The organism is Candidatus Pelagibacter sp. HIMB1636, from assembly GCF_052047675.1.
Classification (GTDB): Bacteria; Pseudomonadota; Alphaproteobacteria; order Pelagibacterales; family Pelagibacteraceae; genus Pelagibacter.
On the sequence record NZ_JBNAJP010000001.1, the window covers coordinates 998,709 to 1,019,497 of the forward strand.

Below are 20,789 nucleotides of genomic sequence, written 5' to 3' on the forward strand. Positions count from 1 at the left end.
GACCGAGGAATCCATTTGGAGTCTAATTAATTTTTACAAATGAAATCTGATTTTAAAAATAAAATAATTAACGGAGACAGTCTCGAAGAATTAAAAAAAATTCCACGTGAAACTTTTGATTTAATTTTTGCTGACCCTCCATATAATTTACAATTGAAAGGTGAATTGACTAGACCAGATAGATCTAAAGTCAGCGCTGTAAACGACAAGTGGGATCAATTTGAAAATTTTAAAAAATACGATGAGTTCACATATGAATGGCTTAATGAATGCAAAAGGATTTTGAAAAAAGATGGAGCTATTTGGGTTATAGGTAGTTACCATAATATTTTTAGAGTAGGAACCGCAATACAAAATTTAGGTTTCTGGATACTAAATGATGTCATCTGGAATAAAAATAATCCAATGCCTAACTTTAGAGGCACAAGATTTACAAATGCTCATGAGACTTTAATTTGGGCTTCGAAGAGTGAAAAATCAAAATACACATTCAATTATCAGTCTTTGAAATGTTTAAATGATGATCTCCAGATGAGATCTAATTGGAGTCTTCCTATTTGTAGTGGTTCTGAACGACTTAAAAAAAATGGAAAAAAAATTCACTCTACTCAAAAACCAGAATCACTTTTACATAGAATTTTACTAGCTACATCAAATAAAAATGATCTAGTTCTTGATCCTTTTTTAGGTTCTGGAACTTCTGCTGCAGTTGCAAAAAAACTAGGGAGAAATTATTTTGGTATAGAAAAAGAAAAGAATTATTTTAAAGCTGCTGAGGAACGTTTAAAGGCTACCAAACCAATTGAAGATGATTTATTAGATACACTTAAAAATAACAGATCAAAACCAAGAATTCCATTTGGATCGTTGGTAGAGCTTGGAATAATTAAGCCTGGAACAAATATTTTTGATAACAAGAAAAAAATAACAGCAAGAATAATGGCTGATGGTAGCATCAAACACAACCAAGCGGAAGGTTCTATTCATAAAGTTGCAGCTACTATTTTGGGAGCTGAAAGCTGTAATGGTTGGACATTTTGGCATTGTGATATTAATGGACGAACCTACCCAATCGATTACTTGAGACAAAGATTAATTTCTAAAAATTAATCTTTATAAATTTTACCTAAATAACTTTGCAGAAATTTTTTATTTTTTGTCAAAAGCTTTAAAAAAATATTTCTAAAAAAGATCATAATCGGATTTGATAAATGAAAAGCAAATTGATTAAAATCAGATCTTCTATTAATCATTTTTACTCTCTCTAATCTAGAATTATAAAAATCATTTTTTTGGTTAATTATAACTTCATGTAATTGATTAGCTCCTTCTATTGATTGTGAGGCTCCCTGAGCAAAAGAAGGAGAGAATGCAAAAAAAGCATCTCCAACTAAATAAATATTTTTTGGAGGAATAAATGGATTTTTACTTACAAACACTGGAAACAATTTTATATCTTCAAGGCTCTGAAATACTTTTGATGAAATTTTTTCGGATAATTTTTCTTTAATGCTCTCAATAAATGTACTTTCATTACAAAGATTGTGGTTTTTTTGCTGATCAGAATTTAACTTATTCTTCAATATCCCAATAAAATTAAAATTTTTATCATTATTAAGTGGATATAATACATAATGAAAATCTGATCCTAAAAATAAAGAAACATTCTCCTCGTTTATATTATCAAGACTTTCTTTGGATATACTTGCTCTAACAGCTATAGTGTTATTGTAAATTGGTTCTGAATTGTTATTTGAAATTAATGACTTTCCTTTTGAAAATACACCATCTGAAATAACTAAATGATCACAAGTTATTTTTTCTTTATCAAAAGTTAAATTTATTAAATCATTACTGTATTCTATGTTGTCTAAACTGCAGTTAAACTGGATTGTATTTTTATCCAGTCGATTTATCAGGAACTGAAGTAATTTTGATCTTTTCAATGTTGTATACTTACAATCATCAGAATTAAATTCTGAAATATTTAAATCACAAATTTTCTTTGAATTTTTAATTTGATAAAAGTCAATTTTTTTTGGATTAAATTTCTCTTTGTCTGACAAGGAAGAGAAGCCTAATTTGTTTAATAACTTTACGCTATTAACAGATAATTGAATGCCATAACCTTCCCCTATTTCTAATGAGGTTTTTTTTTCATAAATTGTGACTTGATAATCTTTATTTCCTTTAAATAAGTTAGCTATAAACAGACCGGAAATACCTGCGCCAATAATTGCTATTTTTTTCATTTTTGACTTTCTAAAAATTTTATTATCTTTTTGGTAAATGTTGGAAGTACATAATTTTCAAGCTTTGCAGGATTTATCCAATTAATATTTTTGTCAAAGTTATGCTTCTTTTTATATTCAATTTTAATATTCATATTCATATTAGATATTTTAAAATTTAAATCTTTATCAAAATTTTTAGGATTATTTAATTGATCCATTGGAAAAATATTTAAATTTTTTAAAAAATTAAATTTATTATTTTTGATTAATAAATATTGATTATTTTTTTTATAAACATTCAATTTATAATATGTTTCCTTGTTAATTTTCTTTAATTTCACTAAATCAAAATTTTTATTTTTAAATGCTTTGCAATTATTAGATAGTGGACATTTATTACAATTAGGGTTTGTAGGTTTACAAATTAATGCACCCAGTTCCATCAAAGCTTGCGCATAATCACTTGATCTTTTTGTCGATGTCCCAAAAATTTTTTTTTGATCTTGTAAGAATTCTTTTTTAATTTGACTTTGTTTCGTTAAATACAGATATCTTTTTAATACTCTTTCAATGTTTCCATCCAAAGGAATTATTGGTTTGTTAAATGCGATTGCTGAAATTGCACTCGCTGTATAATCGCCAATACCTGGTAATGATTTTAATTCATAAAAATCTCTAGGTATTTTTTTATTGAATTTTTTAACAATTATTTGAGCAGTTTTTTTTAAATTTCTTACTCTTGAATAATATCCAAGACCTTCCCAAAGTTTGGTTAATTTTCTATCATTATATTTTGATAACTTTTCAATATTAGGAATATTTTTAATAAATCTATTAAAATAAGGTATCACAGTAGCAACCTGAGTTTGTTGCAACATAAACTCGCTAACCAATGTAAAGTATTGTTTCTTTTCTTGTGAAACCTTATTTCTCCAAGGTAAAGATCTCTTATTTATATCGTACCAATTGAGAATTTTATTTGTTATTATTAGATCTTTCATATGCAATTTAAAAATAATACTAAGCAGAGAAATACTAGCATTCAAGGATTAAGATCTTTCAAAGACACTTTGCCAAAAAATCTAAAAAAAATTATTAATAAAAAAGGTCATATATATTCAGAAACACTCAGTAATTGGAAATATTTAGTCGGGAATGAATTGTTTAAAGTCTGTTTCCCAAAAACATTCAAAAACTCAAATCGATTTGGTGTGAGTACTTTAGTTGTAATGGTTAAAAGGGGCCATGAAGTAGATTTAGAATATTCAAAAAAAAACATTTTAGATAAAATGAATAATTTTTTTGGCTACGATGTTGTTGAAAAGCTCAAATTTATTAGCTTTGATGACGAACAAAAAACTAGCAGTTTGAATGAAATTAAATCTAATAATGTGGCAATTAGTAAATATCGAGATAAAATCAAAGATGTTAAAAACGAAAAGATTAAAAAATCATTAACAGAATTAACAAAAGTTTATAAAGAAAAATGAAAAAAATTATATTACTTGCCATAATTGTTTTAGGAAGCTTTTCAAATTTAAACGCTGAAGAAATAAAAAGAATTATTGTTGGAAATAAAGACGCAAAAATAACTATAATTGCGTTTGAGTCACTAACTTGCAGCCATTGTGCTAATTTTCATAAAAACGTTTATCCAGAACTTAAAAAAGAATATCTGGACACAGGTCTTGCTAAAATAGAATTTAGACATTTTCCTTTAGATATTGCCGCCTTCAACGCTTCAAAAGTTGCTCAATGTAAAAATGATGGTAATGCTGATATTTTGGAAAGTTTATACGCCAACCAACAAAAATGGGTAAAGGGAAGCTCTATTGAAGAAGCAAATAAAAATCTTCAAATATTTTTAAAAAATGAAGGTTTCTCCATCGATTTTGAATCTTGTGTGAATAACAAAAATATTGAAGATTTTGTGTTAAATGACCGAATAGATGGTTCTAAAAACTTCAAGGTAAACTCAACTCCTACGATAATAATAAATAACAAAAAATTCGAAAAAAAACTTAATTATAAAAATTTAAAAAAAGCACTAGAAAAAATGATATAAGTTAGTGCATGGAGTTTAAAAAAATCCAATTAAATGGATTTAAATCATTTGCTGAAAAAACAAATTTCTTGATAGAAGAAGGTCTTACTGGAATTGTTGGTCCTAACGGCTGTGGAAAATCAAACATAGTAGAATCTTTAAGATGGGTAATGGGAGAGACCTCTGCAAAAAGTATGAGAGGTTCAGGAATGGAAGATGTAATTTTTTCTGGTACATCAAATAAAGCATCAAAAAATATCGCAGAAGTTTCTATAGAAGTAGAGAACAAAGAAAAAGAAGGTCCCATCCAATATCGTGAATTAGAAAACATTCAAGTTAGACGAAAAATTGAAAAAGATAAGGGTTCTAAATTTTATATTAATGACAAAGAGGTAAGAGCAAGAGATGCTCAAATGTTTTTTGCAGATCTTTCAACGGGCGCACATTCCCCTTCTATGATTAGCCAAGGAAGAATTGGAGCTTTAGTGACAGCAAAACCTACAGACAGAAGAGCAATACTTGAGGAGGCAGCTGGAATTTCTGGTTTACATGTAAGAAGACATGAAGCTGAACTTAGACTTGGCGCGGCTGAAAATAATTTAAAAAGAGCTGATGAATTACGAAGACAACAAGAAAAACAATTGGCAAATCTTCAAAAACAAGCGGAAGAAGCTACAAAATACAAATTAATTTCAGAGGAAATAAAAAAAATAGAGGCTGGTCTATATTATCTAAGATTGTTGGATATCGATAAGGAAATAAGAATAGAAAATGAAATTAATACAGAGGCAGGAGGAGAAGTTGAAAGTTTCAACAATCAGATATCTGAACTTGAAAACTTAATAAAAACTTCAACTGATAAAGTTGCTCCACTTAGAGAAAAAAATATTGAGAATTTGTCAAGAATACAGAGACTTAATTTGGAACTACAGAACCTAGATGAGGAAAATACTAGAATTCAAGATGAAATTGAAACAATTAAGAAATCAATAAATACTCTAGAAGAAGACATAACTAGAGAAAATGGAATTATTATTGATGCTAATTCTAATGAAAAAAGATTAAAGGAAGAAAAGTCAGACTTAATTGAAGTAGATTCAAAATATTTTGAAACAGAAAAGTTATCAAACGAAGATCTAGAAAATGCAAAAAATGAACTTGAAAGAGAGCAAAAAGAAGTTGACGAAGTAGTTAATAATTTAGCTGACGATACAATTAAAATAAGCATTGGTCCTATAAAGAATGTAAAAAATTCAATTACTAGAGCAAAAGAATTAATTGATAGTAATGAGATAAATCAAGCAGTTACATTACTCGATAGATGTAATATGGAATTAGACAATTTTATTAATGATTTAAAAAATGAAAAATCAAGAACAGAGCTATTAAGTGTAAATGAGAAATCTCAAAATATAAAAATACTTCAAGAAAAATATGCTGATGCTTATAGTAAAAATCAGTCAATAAAGAATGAATCAGTAAAAAGAAATGAAAGAATAAAAACAATAGAGACTGAAATAGAAAGCTGGAAAAATCTTTTATCTAATTCAGAAAAGATGGTAAATGAATTAACTGAAAGAAAAAATAAATTATCTAAACAATTAAATGATTTAGAAAATCAGCCAAGAGTACAAGCAGAAAGAAAAGGTCAAATTACAGAAAATTTAAGAATTTCTGATGAAGAAAAAATAGAGAATGAAAAAATTATAGAAGAAACTGATAAAAAAATTGAAACTTTAAGAGCTCAACTAAATGAAATACAAGAGCAATCAATTCAAATTAGAGAGCGAAAAGCTAGCTCAGGTGCAACTATAGAAGGTTTACAAAAAAGAAAAAATGATTTGCTTGATAGGGTTAATACAGAATTAAATTTAACAGAAGAAAATATTTTAGAAAATTCAAATTTATTTGGAGTTGAAGAACTTCCAAATCATGTTGATCAAGAAGATGCATTAGATAAAAAAAAACAACAAAGAGATCAATTGGGTTCTGTAAATTTAAAGGCGGATGAGGAAACTAGTAAGTATGAGGAAGAAATAAAAAAAATGGAACAAGATCGTAGCGACCTAGTTACCGCAATTGTTAAACTAAAAGACAGTATTGATGAGCTAAATCAAAAAGGAAGGGAAAGACTTGTGGAGGCATTTGAAAAAGTTAACAGAAAATTTAATGAGGTTTATACAAAACTTTTTAATGGAGGAAATGCCAAGCTTGAATTAGTAGACTCTGATGATCCATTAGAAGCTGGTTTAGAAATGTTGGTCAGTCCACCAGGAAAAAGGCTTCAATCTATAACTTTATTATCTGGTGGTGAACAAGCACTTACTGCCCTATCTTTGATATTTGCAGTATTTTTAACTAACCCTTCTCCAATTTGTGTTTTAGATGAGGTGGATGCTCCCCTTGATGATGCTAACGTTACAAGATTTTGTAGCTTGCTAGAGGAGTTAATTAAAATTACTAACACTAAATTTATAATTGTTACTCACCACGCCTTAACAATGTCTAAAATGAACAGGCTATATGGGGTAACTATGCCTCAAAAAGGGATAAGCCAACTGGTAGCTGTAGACCTTCAAAAAGCAGAAAGTATGGTTGCTTAACCAAAATAAATGGCAAAAGACCCTTTTAAAACTCGCTTAGAGATTGCAAAAAGCAAGATTTCTAAGAAAAATCTTTATAACAAGAAGGATAATCCCTCGCCTATTGGAACTGCATTCAAATTGAGCACAGAACTTGTTTCTGCAGTGGCCGTCGGGACAATTATTGGGTTTATTTTTGACAAGACCTTTGGTACTAAACCCTGGTTTATATTAATATTTTTTTTTGTTGGGGTGATCGCTGGAATAACAAACGTGATTAGATCAGCAAAAAAGATGCAAAAATAAGTTAGTACTATGGCAGCAAACCCGATGTCCCAATTCGATGTTTATAGAATTGGACCTGAAATAAAAGTTGGAGCATTTGATATATCTTTTACAAACGCAAGTTTGTTTATGATTATAAGTACAGTTTCTATTTTATTAATTTTTAATTTAGGATCTAAGAAAAATTCAATCTTACCAAATAAAATTCAATTATTAGCGGAACTTAGCTACACCTTTGTTGCTAAAATGATTAGTGATACAGCTGGTTCTAAAGCAAAACCATATTTTGCATTTATTTTTTCATTGTTCATGTTTGTTTTATTTTGCAACATGTTTGGAATGATACCATACACATTCACTGTAACTAGTCATATTATCGTTACATTTGTTCTTGCTGCATTCATCTTTATTGGCGTAACAGTAATTGGATTTATTAAACATGGTTTTGGATATTTAAAATTGTTTGTACCAAGTGGAGTACCAGCGGTATTACTTCCTTTAATAGTAGTTATTGAAATTATTTCTTATTTAAGTAGACCAATAAGTCTATCAGTTAGATTATTTGCAAATATGATGGCTGGTCATACAATGATGAAAGTTTTCGGAGGCTTTGTAATTAGTCTTGGAATAGTTGGTGGATGGCTTCCACTAAGTTTTTCGGTTGCATTAACTGGTTTGGAGATATTAGTTGCTTTTCTTCAAGCATATGTTTTTGCAATTTTAACCTGCATCTATTTAAATGATGCATTAAATTTACACCATTAATAACAGAGGAGGATATAATGGAATTAGAAGCAGCAAAAATGATCGGAGCAGGTTTAGCAGCAATAGCTTTAGCTGGTGCCGGTGTTGGTATTGGAATAATTTTTGGAAATTATTTATCAGGTGCTATGAGAAACCCATCAGCAGCTCAGAAACAATTTCCTAACCTACTTTTAGGTTTTGCACTTGCTGAAGCAACAGGATTATTTGGATTAGTTGTTGCATTGATTATTTTATTTGCGTTTTAAGTTAATGGTCAAAAAAATATATCTTCATCTAATATTTTTAAGCTTCTTTTTTATTAAAGAAGCTTTTGCCGCTGAAAGTGGAGGTATGCCTCAATTAAATCCAGAGTTTTGGGTTTCTCAGATTTTCTGGTTGGTGCTTACTTTTGGGATAATGTATTTGGTTTTATCTAAATTAATTCTTCCAAAAATTAGTAACAACTTAGAGTCTAGAAAATCTCAAATTCTAGAAAATATTGAGGCAGCTGAAAAACAAAGGGAAGATAGTGAGGCCAAGCTTAAAGAATATGATCAAATAATTTTAAAAAGCAAAACTGAAGCTAATGCTATGTTTAATCAAGCTAGAGAAAAAGCAGTCAAAGATATAAACGCTAAAAGAGACGTTCTTGATAAACAAATAGATGACGAAATAGCTAAAGCGGAAAAAGAAATCCAAGCTTTAAGAGATAATGCGCCTGACAAAATAAATAAAATTGCTATAGAAACGTCATCTGAGTTACTTCAGAAACTTATTGGTGCTGAAGTAAATAATAGCAGTATTTCAGCAATTGTTGACGATCTATCTAGAAGAAATGGAGATAAATACTATGGCAATTGATGCAACTTTCTGGGTAGCTATTTCATTTGTAATCTTCATCGGGGTTTTAGTTTACTTTAAAATTCCACAAAAAGTTTCTCAAATGCTTGATGGTATGATTTCTGATATCAAAAATGAGATAGATGAAAGTGAAAAATTGAGAACAGAAGCAAAAACTTTACTCGATAATGCTCAAAAAAAATTAGATACCGCTACTTCAGTAAGTAATGAAATTTTGGAAAATGCAAAAAAAGAGTCGGATAAATTAATAATAGATTTAAACGATAAATTTCATAAATCATCAGAAATTAAAAAAAGTTTGGCTGAAAATAAAATTAGCCAAATGAAAGAGGCTGCATTGAAAGAAATAAAAGATGCTTCAATCAAAATAGCGGTAGACTCAGTAAAAAAAATCATAACCACATCAGTTGATAAATCTAAACTGGATGCTGTATTTCAAAAAAATTTAGAAGAAACCAAAGAACAACTAAAAAAAATAAACTCATAATACGGTTACAATTTCCTGAAAAAACTATAAATTACAGCAATGAATTGTATAGTTATTGGTTCTGGATTTGGTGGTATTGCTGCAGCAATAAGACTAAGAGCCAAAGGACATAAAGTAAAATTAATAGAAAAACATTCAGATCTAGGTGGAAGAGCTAGAGTTTTCAAAAAAGATGGTTTTACCTTTGATGCTGGGCCAACAGTAATAACAGCTCCATATTTAATTAACGAACTATTCAGTTTGTTTGATAAAAATCCTGAGGACTACATAAAACTAACCCCACTTAAAATTTGGTATCAATTTGTTTTTGAGGACCAAACTAAATTTAATTACTCAGGTGATGAAATAGAAATGAAAAAACAAATCGAAAATTTAAATCAAGAAGATGTTAAGGGGTATGAAGATTTAGTAAATTTTACCAAAAAAATTTTTGAGAAAGGATTTTTAGAACTTGCAGATGTTCCATTTGATAGACCCTTTTTTATGATGAAACAGCTGCCAGCATTATTAAAACTTAAGAGTTATAAATCAGTTTATTCATTAGTATCGTCTTATGTAAAAAATGAAAAATTAAGAAGGATGCTTAGTATGCATCCACTTTTGGTTGGTGGTAATCCGTTCACAACTACCTCAATTTATGGGCTAATTCTTTATTTAGAAAAAAAATGGGGCATTCATTATTCAATGGGTGGTACGGGAAATATAATTAAAGGATTTGAAAAGTTAATGGAGGAAATAGAAATCGAAATAGTAAAAAATACTGAGGTAAAAGAAATTATTACGAAAAATAATAAAATTACTGGTGTTGTAGTTGACAATGAAGAGATTATCGAAGCTGATAATGTTATTTGTAATGCCGACCCTCCTGCTTTTTATGAAAAGATGACTAGTAAAAACTTAAAAAATTCAATGCTGTTTGATTGGAAACAAAAGAGGATGGATTACTCAATGGGTTTATTTGTTTATTATTTCGGAACCAAAAAAGTCTATGAAAACGTTGAGCATCATACAATTAAATTTGGAAACAAATATAAAGAGCATCTGGATGATATTTTTGATTATAAAAAATTAAATAACGATATTAGCTATTATCTACATAGACCTTCTGCAACAGATAAGAGCATGGCTCCTGATGGTAGTGATTGTTTTTATGTATTGGTGCCAGTTCCAAATAATCAATCAAATATAAATTGGCAAATAGAAGGTGAAAAAATGAAAAATCTTGTGATTGATAAAATGGAAAATGATTTAATGCCAAATCTTAGAGATAATATCGTATCAGACTTTTATCTTACACCTGATTATTTTGAGAAAGAACTAAATACAAAATATGGATCAGGTTTTTCAATTCAGCCTAAATTCACTCAATCAGCTTATTTTAGATTTCATAATAAATCAGAGATTTATGATGGTTTATATTTTGTTGGTGCTGGAACTCACCCAGGTGCGGGAGTACCAGGAGTACTTTCATCAGCAAAAGTATTAGATAAATTGATCTAGAATGTTAACTAAAAATTATTTAGCAACATATGCAAAATCATTTAATTGGGCTGGTTTTTTTTTACCAAAAAAAACTTATGATAAATGTTCTGCGCTTTATGATTTTTGTAGAGAAGCAGATAATATTGCAGATGATCCAGGAAAATTAGAAGACAAAATAATTAAATTTGAAAAATTTAAGAAAGATTTTTTAAATAAAAACTTTCAAAACATTGTTATTAAAAATATTTGGGAACTTATAGATGAATTCAATATTTCAACAAAAGTAATTAATGATTTATTTGATGGGATTAATTCAGATATTAAAGAAAGAGTGGAATTAAAATCAAAAAAAGAGTTATTAATTTACTCTTATAGAGTAGCAGGTACAGTTGGTTTAATGATGGCAAAAATTTTAAAAGTTAATAAGACAGATTCCTTGAAATCAGCTATCGATCTTGGAATAGCAATGCAGCTTACCAATATTTCAAGAGACGTAATTGAAGATAAAAATAATAAAAGAATTTATATCAATGAAAATTTCAACGATATCAAATCTACCATTTCTTTATCTGAAAGATTTTATGAAAAATCTTTTTACTCAATTAAAGAAATACCTTTAAGTTTCAGATTCTCTATTTTAGTTGCAAGGCGAGTCTACAGGAAAATTGGACACAAAATAATTAATAAAAATAATTTAGAAAATTATAAAAATTCTGGAAAAATTTATGTAACAAAAATTGAAAAAATTATTGAAACTTTTTTATCAATATTTGATTTAATAATTTTAACATTTACAAATAAAAATGATAATAACATTGAACATGATCATTCATTAATTAATGAAGAGATAAATTTAAATGAAAGATTTTGATTATATAATTATCGGTGGTGGTTGTGCAGGTTTGTCTTTGGCTTATGAACTTGAAATTTCTGATAAATTAAAAAATAAATCTTTGGCTATAATTGAGCCTAGGGACGAATATAAAAGAGACAAAACTTGGTCATTTTGGAAAGTATTTCCACATAATTTTGATGATTGTGTAAAAAAAAGTTGGAATAATTTTTCTATAAACATTCCTAATGATACAAAGTTTATTGATTGCAAGCTAACACCTTATCAATCTATAGATACTGGAAAATTTTATGACAAAATTCTCTCAAAACTTAAATTAAATGAAAATATAAAATTTTTTAAGAATATTAATGATGTTGAATTATCAAATTCAATAATTTTTAACAGCGTTCCAAGTTTTGAAAATAATACAAATAATTTGTGGCAACATTTTTGTGGTGTAGAAATTGAAACAGAAAAAGATTTTTTTGATGACCAAATATTTAACTTAATGGATTTTGCGTGTGATCAAAAAAATGAGGTTCATTTTTTTTACACTTTACCTTTTTCAAAAAAAAGTGCTCTTGTGGAAACTACCTGGATATCAAATTTAAGTAATGAAAATATAAAAGATTATGATAATCAAATAGATCAATACTTAAAAAACCATTTAAATATCAGAAATTATAAAATCAATTTTAAAGAGGAAGGCTCTATACCTTTATTTAGAAATAAAAATCTAAAAAAATTAAATGAAATATATATTGGATCAGCCGGTGATATGACAAGATTAAGCACGGGTTATACTTTTTTAAATATTCAGGAACACAGCAAATATATAACAGAAAACATTGAAAATATTTCTAAAGCTAAATTGTTTAAAATTAAGAAAAAATATGATTTTTTGGACAATATTTTTTTGAAAGTTTTAAGAAATAACTCTTCAGATATGGGGGAAATTTTTTTTAAAATGTTCAATAGTTCACCTAAGACTGCTATTAATTTCTTATCTAATAAAAGTAATTTTTTTGAAGATTTAGAAATAATTTTAAAAATGCCTAAATGGAAATTTTTAAAAGAATTATTTTAAATGACTAATCAATTAATTAAAAAAATTAACCTTAATCATTCATTTATATTTTTTTTACTAATTAATCTATTTTCTGTTGTGATGTTTAAATTAAATTATTTAGATATTTCATCATCAATATGCTTATTTTTAATTTTAACTATTGGAGTTTCACACGGTGCATTAGATAATATTAAAGGTAAAAAACTTCTTAAATTGTTTAATTTTGAAAGAATATATATTTTCTATATCTTTTATATTTTTATAGCGGTTTGTGTCATTATTATTTGGTCACTCTTACCTGCAACAACACTGTTAGTTTTTCTTATAGTGGCAGCATTTCATTTTGGTAAAGAAGATACACAATTTTTAATAAACAAAAAATCGTACTTAATTCAATTATTATACCTTTTAAAAGGATCGCTCATAATTCTTGCCCCGCTTTTTTTTCATTTTGATGATACTGTGAAAATATTCAAATCATTACTTGTTGTTAATGAAAATTTTTATTTATTCTTAGAATTTTTAGAAGAAAAAAAGATAATCGAGATATCAATTATTTTGAGTTCATTATCAAGTGTATTTTTATTTATTGATAAGTTTGAATTAAAAAAATTCACTATTTTTTTTGATTATTTCTCAATTATAATTTTAAATTACTACTTTACTCCTTTAACAGCATTTACAATTTATTTTTGTTTTTTACATTCTGTGAGGCACTCTATTTCGCTTGCGATCGACCTTGATGAAAACAATCTCCAGAATGGACTAAAATTATTTATTTTAAAGACTTTACCACTTACTCTTTTAACAATCTTTATTTCAATAATTGTATTATTTTTGTTAAATGACGTTAATTATTTAGATGATGCAATCTTAAAACTAATTTTTATTGGTTTGGCGTCTTTAACCTTTCCACATATATTGCTGGAATATTTTTTAGAGAAAAATGAAAAACAAACAAATTAAAATTTTACTTTCTGCTCCAAGAGGTTTTTGTGCTGGTGTTGAGAGAGCTATAGAGATTGTAGAAAAATCTATTCAAAAATATGGATCGCCAGTTTACGTTAGACACGAAATCGTTCATAACAAGCATGTTGTTGATAATTTAAAAAATAAAGGTGCTATCTTTGTTGAAGAATTAGAGGAAATTAATGACAAATCTAGACCTGTTATTTTTTCTGCGCACGGTGTTCCAAAAAAAATACCAGAAGATGCTGAAAATTATAAAATGACTTATGTAGATGCTACTTGTCCACTAGTTTCTAAAGTTCATAGAGAAGCGGAAAACTTAAATAAAGTTGGTTATCATATTATTTTGATTGGACATGAGAACCATCCAGAAGTAATAGGCACTATGGGCCAATTACCTAAAGGATCTATTGATTTGGTTCAAAATGAAGCTGAAGCAATGGAGTATACAACCAATCATAAAGAAAAATTGGCTTATATAACTCAAACAACACTATCTGTTGATGACACTAAAGAAATAATAAAGATTTTGAAAGATAGATTTACAAACATTAAAGAGCCAGCAAAAGAGGATATTTGTTATGCAACAACTAATAGACAAATGGCAGTAAAAAATATTGCAAAAAAGTGTGATATGTTTTTTGTAATAGGTAGTAGAAACTCCTCAAATTCAGTTAGACTTGTTGAAGTAGCAAAAAAATCAGGTTGTCAAAATTCACACCTTTTTCATTCTGAAAGTGAAATTCCTTTTGATCAAATACAGAATTCAAATACTATTGGTATATCATCAGGAGCATCAGCACCCGAAATTCTTGTAGAAGATTTTATTAATGAATTAAAAAAAAAATTTTCTATAAATGTTGAGGAAGTAGAAATTATAAAAGAAAATGTGATCTTTAAAGTTCCTAACAAATTAAAGTAAATGGCTGTATATACAAAAATAAATCAGAGTGATATCGATATAATAAATAACAAGTTTAATATTGAAAAAATTTTAAGTTTCCAAGGAATTACTAAAGGAATTGAAAATACAAATTACATTTTAAAATCCAAAAATAAAAAGTTTATTCTCACAATTTTTGAGAAGAGAGTTCTTCCAAAAGAGATACCTTTTTTTATGAAATTAATGGATTATTTAAATGATTCAAAAATTAATTGCCCAAGACCACTTAAAACTAAAGACAAAAATTATTTAATTAAACTAAAAAATAAAACAGCCTGTATTGTGACTTTCTTAAGTGGAAAAGATAAAAAGAAAGTTAACGAAAGTGACTGCTATGTTATTGGAAAAGCAGTAGCTAAAATGCATATGGTTACTAAGAAGATAAAATTTACTAGAAAAAATTCAATGGGTGTAAAATATTTAAAACCTTTACTCCAGAGTATTAAATTTAAATCAAATAAGGGATCAAATTTGAAAAAATTTTTATTTAATAATTTTAATGATATTAAAAAAAATTGGCCAAAAAAACTTCCTTCTGGAATTATACATGGTGATTTATTCGTAGATAATATTTTTTTTGATAAAAATAAGCTGTCGGGAATTATAGACTTTTACTTTGCTGCTAACGATTACTATATGTATGAAATAGCAATCTGTATTAATGCACTATGTTTTGATGAAAAAAATAAAAAATTTTTAATTAATAAGAAGAAAGTTGATAAATTAATCAAGGGATACAACAGTGTTAAGAAAATTAATTTAAATGAAAAAAACAATTTAAATATTTTGTGCAGAGGTGCTGCTCTAAGATATCTGTTAACTAGACTATTTGATTATACAAATACTCCAAAAACAGCATTAATCAAAATTAAAGATCCAAACGAATATTATCAAAAACTTATTATCCATAACAATTTGAATAGTTTTAAAGATTATTTGATTTAATGATTAAAATTTATACTGATGGCTCATGTTTAAAAAATCCAGGAAATGGTGGATGGGCAGCAATAATATGCACTGATAATGAAGTGAAAAAAATAAGTGGAAGTGAAAAAGATACAACAAATAATAGAATGGAATTAATGGCGACAATCAATGCATTAAAAGAAGTAAATTCTGAAGATTTGATAGAAATCTACACGGATTCTAAATATGTTAAAAATGGAATTACTGATTGGATCCACAATTGGATTAAAAATAATTGGAAAACATCTAATAAAGAAGATGTTAAAAATAAAGATTTATGGGTTCAATTGCATGATTTGAATAATAATTTTAAGATTAAGTGGAACTGGGTTAAAGCTCATGCTGGAAATCCACTGAATGAAGAAGTTGATTTATTAGCTAAAAAAGCTGCAAGTCTAGATTAATTTAAAGAAATTTTCTGCTGCTGAGATTTCACAAGATCCTGTATCTGCTTCTTCCTGAATTTTAATAACCTTCATGTTATCAACAAACATCGTGTATCTATTAGATCTAATTCCTAAACCTCTGCCACTTTTATCAATATCTGCACCAATTTCTTTTGTGAAATTAAGAAATGGGTCACCCATCATAACAATTTTTTCACCAACATCATTTTGTTTACCCCAAGCATTCATCACAAAGGGATCATTTACTGAAACACAAATTATATGATCAATACCTTTTTCTTTATATTGATCATGCATCTTAATATATCCTGGCAAATGTTTAGCAGAACATACAGAAGTATATGCCCCAGGTAGTCCAAATATTATAACTTTTTTGTCTTTAAAAAAATCTTCTATATTTTTTTTTACAGGCTCTCCATCTTGAAGAACAAAAATTTCTGAATTTGGTAGGCTATCGTTTTCTTTTATTTTCATTTGGATCTATCTTTAATATGTTCTTTTACTTTTTCAATATCATTTTCAAGAATATCATAATTTTCTTTCTCATTTAATATAAATTGAAGTTCATTTGGTAACTCAGCTTTAATATTTATAGCACTTTGAATTGCATCAGGAAACTTACATGGATGTGCTGTTGCTAGCACAATATTATTACCATTGAGATTGTGTTTATCAAAAGCTCCATAACCAATTGCAGTATGAGGGTCTAAAACAATATTAAATTCTTGATAAATAGCCTTAATAATATCAAGTGTTTCGGTCTCGCTCATTCTTGCTGATAAGAAATCTTGATTAATTAAATTTAACTTTTCTTTATCAATTGAATATTTTCCTTCTTCTTTAATTTTCATCATGTCTTTTGATGTTTGTTCTGAATTCTTATCATTCAAATCAAAAATAAGTCTCTCAAAGTTACTTGCAATCTGTATATCCATACTAGGAGAAATAGTTTCGGAAACAGTTTCAGCCTCGTAATTACCGTTTGAAATAGCTCTGTGGAGAATGTCATTTTGATTTGTTGCAACAATCAATTTATTAATGGGCAAACCCATTTTTTTGGCTAAATAACCTGCGTAAACATCTCCAAAATTCCCTGTGGGAACAGAAAAATTAGTGGGTTTAGTGTGATCTTCAATGAGATAATAGCTGTAAAAGTAATAAACACATTGAGCAATAATTCTTGCCCAGTTGATTGAATTTACACCTGACATATTAATATCTTGAGAAAATTTTGTGTCTGAAAACATTGATTTAACTAAGTTTTGGCAGTCATCAAAATTTCCTTTAATAGCGATATTAAATACATTTTCATGTTTTCCAGTAGTCATGATTTTTCGCTGAACAGAAGAAACTCGATTATCAGGATGTAGTACAAAAATATTTAAATTTTCTTTTCCTTTTATTGCATCTATAGCTGCTGCCCCTGTATCTCCAGATGTGGCAACTACAATATTAATTTTTTCTTTTTGCTTGCTTAAATAAAATTCATAAAAATTTCCAAGAAGTTGCATAGCAACATCCTTAAAGGCTAGTGTTGGGCCATGAAACAACTCTAAGACTGATCGATCTCCTATTTTTATGAAATCAATTACATTTTCTCTCCTAAAAACAGAATAAGATTTATCAATTATTTTAGACAATTCATCTTTATCCATAAAATTTCCTATAAAAGGAAAAATAATTTTTTTTGCTAAATCTGAATAATTTAGTGACCTCAATTCTTGAATTTCTCTTTCACTATAGTTTGGAAGTGAGCTAGGAATAAACAATCCCCCATCATCAGCAAGACCTTTGATAAAAACATCCTTAAATTCATATGTTTTTGAAGTATTTCTAGTGCTGACGTATCTCATTAATAATTATTTTTTCTAAAGTATAAATATATTAAAAGAATTGAAATCGCCATCGAAAACCAAGTAATTGCATACTTTTTATGGTTATTTGAAATTTTAGCAGTGATCACTTTTGGTTTTGGGTTTTCGTAGTTACCGTTTAAATAAATAATGTATTTTGAAAAGTTTTTTCCTGTAAATTTCAAAATATCTTCCCGATCTAGTGTGAACCAATAATTTTTATCTACTTCATTCTTGGGTTTGAATAAGCTTGATTTTGATTGAAGCATTAAAGTACCAATAATATTTTTTTGATCAACAGCATTAATTTCTGGTTTGTTTTTTTGGTCAAAAGATATCCAGCCTCTATTAATTAAATAATCTTCATTTCCAACTTTAATTGGGTTAATAACTTCAAATCCAGGTTTACCAGTTTCGTTAAGATTATAGAGATAAATTTGTTTTTCAAAATCAATTTGTCCTGATGTTTTTATTCTTAAATAATTTTTTTTTTTTACATTTTGAAGTTCAACAGGATCAATCTTTAAAGAATTTTCAATTTGATTGATTAGATCTAATTTCCAACTCAATCTATACAATTGCCAAAAGCCTAATGACAACAAAACTAAAATTATAAAATAAACGAAAACTGAAAATAGAAGCTTATTCTTCAAGGATTAAATATTAACTTCCCCAAACGTAGATAGCTGCAAACAAGAATAACCAAACAACATCAACAAAGTGCCAGTACCAAGCAGCTGCCTCAAAACCAAAGTGGTGTTCTTTCGTAAAGTGACCCAATCTTCCTCTCCATAAACAAACAGCAAGAAAAATTGTTCCAACAATTACGTGGAAACCGTGAAAACCTGTTGCCATATAAAATACTGCACCATAAATATGTCCTGAATAATCAAATGTAGCGTGATAATATTCGTAAGCCTGTAACAAAGTAAAAAAGAAGCCTAGTGCAACAGTTGCTGTTAATCCTTGAATAAAACCCTTTCTATCGTCTTCTAATAAAGAGTGGTGAGCCCAAGTTACTGTAGTACCAGATAATAGTAAAACTAGTGTATTGATTAATGGAATGTCCCATGGATCAAAAGTTTCTATGTCTTGTGGAGGCCAAACATTTCCAACAAACTCATTTGGGAACAAACTTATATCAAAATATGCCCAAAACCATGCAACGAAAAACATAACTTCAGAAGCAATAAATAACGTCATTCCATATCTATGATGGATTTGAACAACTGGAGTATGGTGACCTTGATGTTCAGCTTCAATCACAACATCTCTGAACCACATATAAGCTGCATAAATCACAAGGGCTAATCCTAAATACATTCCCCAAGATACATCATTGTGCATATAAAAAATTGCTCCAATAGCTAGTACCAAGCATGCAAAAGATGTAAATATAGGCCAAGGACTTGGGTCTACTAAGTGATAATCATGTTTTTTTTCAGCTGACATATTTTTTTAATTATGATTGTTTATAATAATCTGTCGAGAAAAAAGTATACGACATAGTTACATCCTGTAAGTTTTTAACTGTTGGATCATTTACCAGTTCTGGGTCCAAATAAAAAGTCATAATATAAGTTGCCTTCTCACCTGCCTTAAGTTCCTGTTTTTCGAAGCAAAAACAGCCTAATTTACTATAATATTTACCAAAACTTGCAGGCGAAACATTGAAACTAGCAACTCCATAGGTTGTTTCGTCTCCATAGTTCTCAACCTCAAACTCAATTCTATTTACCTGACCAACCTTAACATCAATGACATTTGATTTTGCCTTAAAATTCCAAGTGAGATTGTTTACATTCGTATCAAATCTTACACTTACAACTTTATCTAAAACTATTTTCGGGGCTTCTTTAGATACTTGGGTTGTTCCTCCAAAGCCAGTTACACGACAAAAAAGATCATATAAGGGTACTGCCGCAAAAGATAAACCTAACATTAAACAAAAAATACCTGCTAGAAGTAATGGAGTTAATGTTTTGCTCTTAATCATATCTGCCTATCAAATACGCCAACGTTATATAATGTAAAAACAAACAAAAAAACCATAAAAGCTAAAATTGCTAAAGCGGTAATAATATTTTTTTTCTTAGTTTTTTTATCGGGTGTTATCATAAAATTTTATCTATTAAGAAAAATACAAAAACTAAAAACAAATATAATATCGAGTATCCAAAAATTGTTTTTGCTTTTTTTGCATCAAACTTGTTCTTCTTAAATTTGTAAAGTTCAAAACATAAGTAATTATAATAAATTGTCAAAATTAATGATGGAATTAAAAACACTAGACCAACAAAACTAATTGCATATGGAAAAACAATAACTGGAAGCATTATTAATGAATAAATAAATATATTTAATTTTGTACTTTCAACACCATTGGTCAATGGAAGCATTGGAATATTTGCTTTTTTATAATCGTCAGATTTATACAAGCTTAGCGCCCAAAAATGTGATGGCGTCCAAAAAAAGATAATTAAAAAGAAAGTTAATGGCTCTAATGAAAGTGAATTAGTTGCTATAGTCCAACCGATTACAGGGGGTAATGCTCCTGCAGCACCTCCAATTACTATATTTTGAGGCGTTTTTCTTTTAAGCCAAACAGTATAAACCAGCACATAAAACAAAATTGTAAACAACAACAAAGCTGCTGAAATTGTATTTGCAAAATAATCCAAAGCAACAACAGAAAATATTGATAAAGTGATACCAAAAATCAAAGCCTGATTTTTATTAACTTTTCCAGTAGGTATAGGTCTTAAACAAGTCCTTGTCATTAATGCATCTAGATCAGACTCATACCACATATTCAACGCTCCAGCAGCACCTGCTCCAATAGAAACTAAAATTATACCAATGATAGCATCTTTAGTTGGAATGATATTAGGTGCCATTAACAAACCAACAGCACAAGTAAAAATTACAAGAGACATTACTCTTGGCTTCATAAGTTTAAACAGCTCAGAGAAATTGAATACGTCCTCTTGACTGAGATTTCTATTTTTTAACTTAGACTTAATCATTT

General features: G+C 28.1%; 24 protein-coding genes. 16 read left to right on the forward strand and 8 right to left on the reverse strand.

Features of this window, described 5'->3' with window-relative positions; translation table 11 throughout:
• Window positions 1–39: 39 nt before the first annotated feature.
• Window positions 40–1,110 carry a site-specific DNA-methyltransferase gene (locus ACTTA6_RS05215; RefSeq protein WP_075506402.1) on the forward strand — a complete coding sequence of 357 codons (1,071 nt, stop codon included), beginning with the start codon at window positions 40–42 and terminating at the stop codon, window positions 1,108–1,110.
• Here ACTTA6_RS05215 and ACTTA6_RS05220 read toward each other — a convergent pair.
• Window positions 1,107–2,252, reverse strand: coding sequence for a salicylate 1-monooxygenase (locus tag ACTTA6_RS05220; protein WP_440613791.1), 1,146 nt, complete (start codon window positions 2,250–2,252; stop codon window positions 1,107–1,109). The two genes, ACTTA6_RS05215 and ACTTA6_RS05220, sit on opposite strands and share 4 nt — an antisense overlap.
• Window positions 2,249–3,235 (reverse strand): A/G-specific adenine glycosylase, encoded by a 987-nt coding sequence (locus tag ACTTA6_RS05225; RefSeq protein ID WP_440613790.1) that lies wholly within the window; start codon window positions 3,233–3,235, stop codon window positions 2,249–2,251. Before ACTTA6_RS05225 ends, ACTTA6_RS05220 begins: the two co-directional genes overlap by 4 nt.
• Here ACTTA6_RS05225 and ACTTA6_RS05230 point away from each other — a divergent pair, their 5' ends adjacent.
• From ACTTA6_RS05230 to rnhA, 15 genes are read left to right on the forward strand one after another with little or no spacing between them, the layout of a single operon-like run.
• On the forward strand, window positions 3,236–3,724 hold the full coding sequence (locus ACTTA6_RS05230; RefSeq protein WP_440613789.1) for a DUF721 domain-containing protein: 489 nt from the start codon (window positions 3,236–3,238) through the stop codon (window positions 3,722–3,724).
• Window positions 3,721–4,299 carry a DsbA family protein gene (locus ACTTA6_RS05235; RefSeq protein ID WP_262589778.1) on the forward strand — a complete coding sequence of 193 codons (579 nt, stop codon included), beginning with the start codon at window positions 3,721–3,723 and terminating at the stop codon, window positions 4,297–4,299. Before ACTTA6_RS05230 ends, ACTTA6_RS05235 begins: the two co-directional genes overlap by 4 nt.
• Before the next feature lie 8 nt (window positions 4,300–4,307).
• Complete coding sequence (locus ACTTA6_RS05240) at window positions 4,308–6,881, forward strand: chromosome segregation SMC family protein (protein ID WP_440613788.1); 2,574 nt, start codon at window positions 4,308–4,310, stop codon at window positions 6,879–6,881.
• A 9-nt stretch (window positions 6,882–6,890) separates the two neighbouring features.
• Window positions 6,891–7,166: an AtpZ/AtpI family protein gene (locus tag ACTTA6_RS05245; RefSeq protein WP_075506407.1), complete on the forward strand. Its 276-nt coding sequence runs from the start codon at window positions 6,891–6,893 to the stop codon at window positions 7,164–7,166.
• 9 nt (window positions 7,167–7,175) lie between these two features.
• Window positions 7,176–7,910: a F0F1 ATP synthase subunit A gene (locus tag ACTTA6_RS05250; protein ID WP_075506408.1), complete on the forward strand. Its 735-nt coding sequence runs from the start codon at window positions 7,176–7,178 to the stop codon at window positions 7,908–7,910.
• A gap of 17 nt (window positions 7,911–7,927) precedes the next feature.
• Entirely contained in the window at window positions 7,928–8,155 is a 228-nt protein-coding gene (locus tag ACTTA6_RS05255; protein ID WP_006997791.1) for a F0F1 ATP synthase subunit C, read from the forward strand.
• A 4-nt stretch (window positions 8,156–8,159) separates the two neighbouring features.
• Window positions 8,160–8,750: a F0F1 ATP synthase subunit B family protein gene (locus ACTTA6_RS05260; protein ID WP_440613787.1), complete on the forward strand. Its 591-nt coding sequence runs from the start codon at window positions 8,160–8,162 to the stop codon at window positions 8,748–8,750.
• Window positions 8,725–9,237 (forward strand): F0F1 ATP synthase subunit B family protein, encoded by a 513-nt coding sequence (locus ACTTA6_RS05265; RefSeq protein ID WP_428080956.1) that lies wholly within the window; start codon window positions 8,725–8,727, stop codon window positions 9,235–9,237. The genes ACTTA6_RS05260 and ACTTA6_RS05265 overlap by 26 nt, the downstream gene beginning before the upstream one ends.
• A gap of 39 nt (window positions 9,238–9,276) precedes the next feature.
• A complete protein-coding gene (gene crtI, locus ACTTA6_RS05270) occupies window positions 9,277–10,737 on the forward strand; it encodes a phytoene desaturase family protein (protein ID WP_440613786.1) in 1,461 nt (486 codons plus the stop codon).
• A gap of 1 nt (window position 10,738) precedes the next feature.
• Window positions 10,739–11,590 carry a phytoene/squalene synthase family protein gene (locus tag ACTTA6_RS05275; RefSeq protein WP_440613785.1) on the forward strand — a complete coding sequence of 284 codons (852 nt, stop codon included), beginning with the start codon at window positions 10,739–10,741 and terminating at the stop codon, window positions 11,588–11,590.
• Window positions 11,577–12,641 carry a lycopene cyclase family protein gene (locus ACTTA6_RS05280; protein ID WP_440613784.1) on the forward strand — a complete coding sequence of 355 codons (1,065 nt, stop codon included), beginning with the start codon at window positions 11,577–11,579 and terminating at the stop codon, window positions 12,639–12,641. Before ACTTA6_RS05275 ends, ACTTA6_RS05280 begins: the two co-directional genes overlap by 14 nt.
• Window positions 12,642–13,589 (forward strand): Brp/Blh family beta-carotene 15,15'-dioxygenase, encoded by a 948-nt coding sequence (locus tag ACTTA6_RS05285; protein ID WP_440613783.1) that lies wholly within the window; start codon window positions 12,642–12,644, stop codon window positions 13,587–13,589. It begins immediately after the preceding gene.
• Window positions 13,570–14,514, forward strand: a complete 945-nt coding sequence (ispH, locus tag ACTTA6_RS05290) for a 4-hydroxy-3-methylbut-2-enyl diphosphate reductase (protein ID WP_440613782.1) — start codon at window positions 13,570–13,572, stop codon at window positions 14,512–14,514. Before ACTTA6_RS05285 ends, ispH begins: the two co-directional genes overlap by 20 nt.
• A complete protein-coding gene (locus ACTTA6_RS05295; RefSeq protein ID WP_440613781.1) occupies window positions 14,515–15,480 on the forward strand; it encodes a homoserine kinase in 966 nt (321 codons plus the stop codon).
• Complete coding sequence (gene rnhA / locus ACTTA6_RS05300; RefSeq protein ID WP_075506416.1) at window positions 15,480–15,905, forward strand: ribonuclease HI; 426 nt, start codon at window positions 15,480–15,482, stop codon at window positions 15,903–15,905. Before ACTTA6_RS05295 ends, rnhA begins: the two co-directional genes overlap by 1 nt.
• Here rnhA and ACTTA6_RS05305 read toward each other — a convergent pair.
• From ACTTA6_RS05305 to cyoE, 6 genes are all read right to left on the reverse strand, one after another.
• Window positions 15,897–16,382 (reverse strand): peroxiredoxin, encoded by a 486-nt coding sequence (locus tag ACTTA6_RS05305; RefSeq protein ID WP_440613780.1) that lies wholly within the window; start codon window positions 16,380–16,382, stop codon window positions 15,897–15,899. The two genes, rnhA and ACTTA6_RS05305, sit on opposite strands and share 9 nt — an antisense overlap.
• Window positions 16,379–17,761, reverse strand: coding sequence for a threonine synthase (gene thrC / locus ACTTA6_RS05310; RefSeq protein ID WP_440613779.1), 1,383 nt, complete (start codon window positions 17,759–17,761; stop codon window positions 16,379–16,381). Before thrC ends, ACTTA6_RS05305 begins: the two co-directional genes overlap by 4 nt.
• Entirely contained in the window at window positions 17,761–18,414 is a 654-nt protein-coding gene (locus ACTTA6_RS05315) for an SURF1 family protein (RefSeq protein ID WP_440613778.1), read from the reverse strand. The genes thrC and ACTTA6_RS05315 overlap by 1 nt, the downstream gene beginning before the upstream one ends.
• 10 nt (window positions 18,415–18,424) lie before the next feature.
• Complete coding sequence (locus ACTTA6_RS05320) at window positions 18,425–19,213, reverse strand: cytochrome c oxidase subunit 3 (RefSeq protein ID WP_440613777.1); 789 nt, start codon at window positions 19,211–19,213, stop codon at window positions 18,425–18,427.
• A 10-nt stretch (window positions 19,214–19,223) separates the two neighbouring features.
• Entirely contained in the window at window positions 19,224–19,754 is a 531-nt protein-coding gene (locus tag ACTTA6_RS05325; RefSeq protein WP_440613914.1) for a cytochrome c oxidase assembly protein, read from the reverse strand.
• 121 nt (window positions 19,755–19,875) lie between these two features.
• The gene (cyoE, locus tag ACTTA6_RS05330; protein ID WP_440613776.1) at window positions 19,876–20,787 is read right to left on the reverse strand and encodes a heme o synthase; all 912 of its coding nucleotides are present in this window, start codon (window positions 20,785–20,787) and stop codon (window positions 19,876–19,878) included.
• Window positions 20,788–20,789: the final 2 nt, after the last annotated feature.

Coding starts and splice junctions, on each gene's coding strand:
- ACTTA6_RS05215 (WP_075506402.1), top strand. CDS start 40: ATGAAATCTGATTTTAAAAATAAAATAATTAACGGAGACAGTCTCGAA.
- ACTTA6_RS05220 (WP_440613791.1), bottom strand. CDS start 2,252: ATGAAAAAAATAGCAATTATTGGCGCAGGTATTTCCGGTCTGTTTATA.
- ACTTA6_RS05225 (WP_440613790.1), bottom strand. CDS start 3,235: ATGAAAGATCTAATAATAACAAATAAAATTCTCAATTGGTACGATATA.
- ACTTA6_RS05230 (WP_440613789.1), top strand. CDS start 3,236: ATGCAATTTAAAAATAATACTAAGCAGAGAAATACTAGCATTCAAGGA.
- ACTTA6_RS05235 (WP_262589778.1), top strand. CDS start 3,721: ATGAAAAAAATTATATTACTTGCCATAATTGTTTTAGGAAGCTTTTCA.
- ACTTA6_RS05240 (WP_440613788.1), top strand. CDS start 4,308: ATGGAGTTTAAAAAAATCCAATTAAATGGATTTAAATCATTTGCTGAA.
- ACTTA6_RS05245 (WP_075506407.1), top strand. CDS start 6,891: ATGGCAAAAGACCCTTTTAAAACTCGCTTAGAGATTGCAAAAAGCAAG.
- ACTTA6_RS05250 (WP_075506408.1), top strand. CDS start 7,176: ATGGCAGCAAACCCGATGTCCCAATTCGATGTTTATAGAATTGGACCT.
- ACTTA6_RS05255 (WP_006997791.1), top strand. CDS start 7,928: ATGGAATTAGAAGCAGCAAAAATGATCGGAGCAGGTTTAGCAGCAATA.
- ACTTA6_RS05260 (WP_440613787.1), top strand. CDS start 8,160: ATGGTCAAAAAAATATATCTTCATCTAATATTTTTAAGCTTCTTTTTT.
- ACTTA6_RS05265 (WP_428080956.1), top strand. CDS start 8,725: ATGGAGATAAATACTATGGCAATTGATGCAACTTTCTGGGTAGCTATT.
- crtI (WP_440613786.1), top strand. CDS start 9,277: ATGAATTGTATAGTTATTGGTTCTGGATTTGGTGGTATTGCTGCAGCA.
- ACTTA6_RS05275 (WP_440613785.1), top strand. CDS start 10,739: ATGTTAACTAAAAATTATTTAGCAACATATGCAAAATCATTTAATTGG.
- ACTTA6_RS05280 (WP_440613784.1), top strand. CDS start 11,577: ATGAAAGATTTTGATTATATAATTATCGGTGGTGGTTGTGCAGGTTTG.
- ACTTA6_RS05285 (WP_440613783.1), top strand. CDS start 12,642: ATGACTAATCAATTAATTAAAAAAATTAACCTTAATCATTCATTTATA.
- ispH (WP_440613782.1), top strand. CDS start 13,570: ATGAAAAACAAACAAATTAAAATTTTACTTTCTGCTCCAAGAGGTTTT.
- ACTTA6_RS05295 (WP_440613781.1), top strand. CDS start 14,515: ATGGCTGTATATACAAAAATAAATCAGAGTGATATCGATATAATAAAT.
- rnhA (WP_075506416.1), top strand. CDS start 15,480: ATGATTAAAATTTATACTGATGGCTCATGTTTAAAAAATCCAGGAAAT.
- ACTTA6_RS05305 (WP_440613780.1), bottom strand. CDS start 16,382: ATGAAAATAAAAGAAAACGATAGCCTACCAAATTCAGAAATTTTTGTT.
- thrC (WP_440613779.1), bottom strand. CDS start 17,761: ATGAGATACGTCAGCACTAGAAATACTTCAAAAACATATGAATTTAAG.
- ACTTA6_RS05320 (WP_440613777.1), bottom strand. CDS start 19,213: ATGTCAGCTGAAAAAAAACATGATTATCACTTAGTAGACCCAAGTCCT.
- cyoE (WP_440613776.1), bottom strand. CDS start 20,787: ATGATTAAGTCTAAGTTAAAAAATAGAAATCTCAGTCAAGAGGACGTA.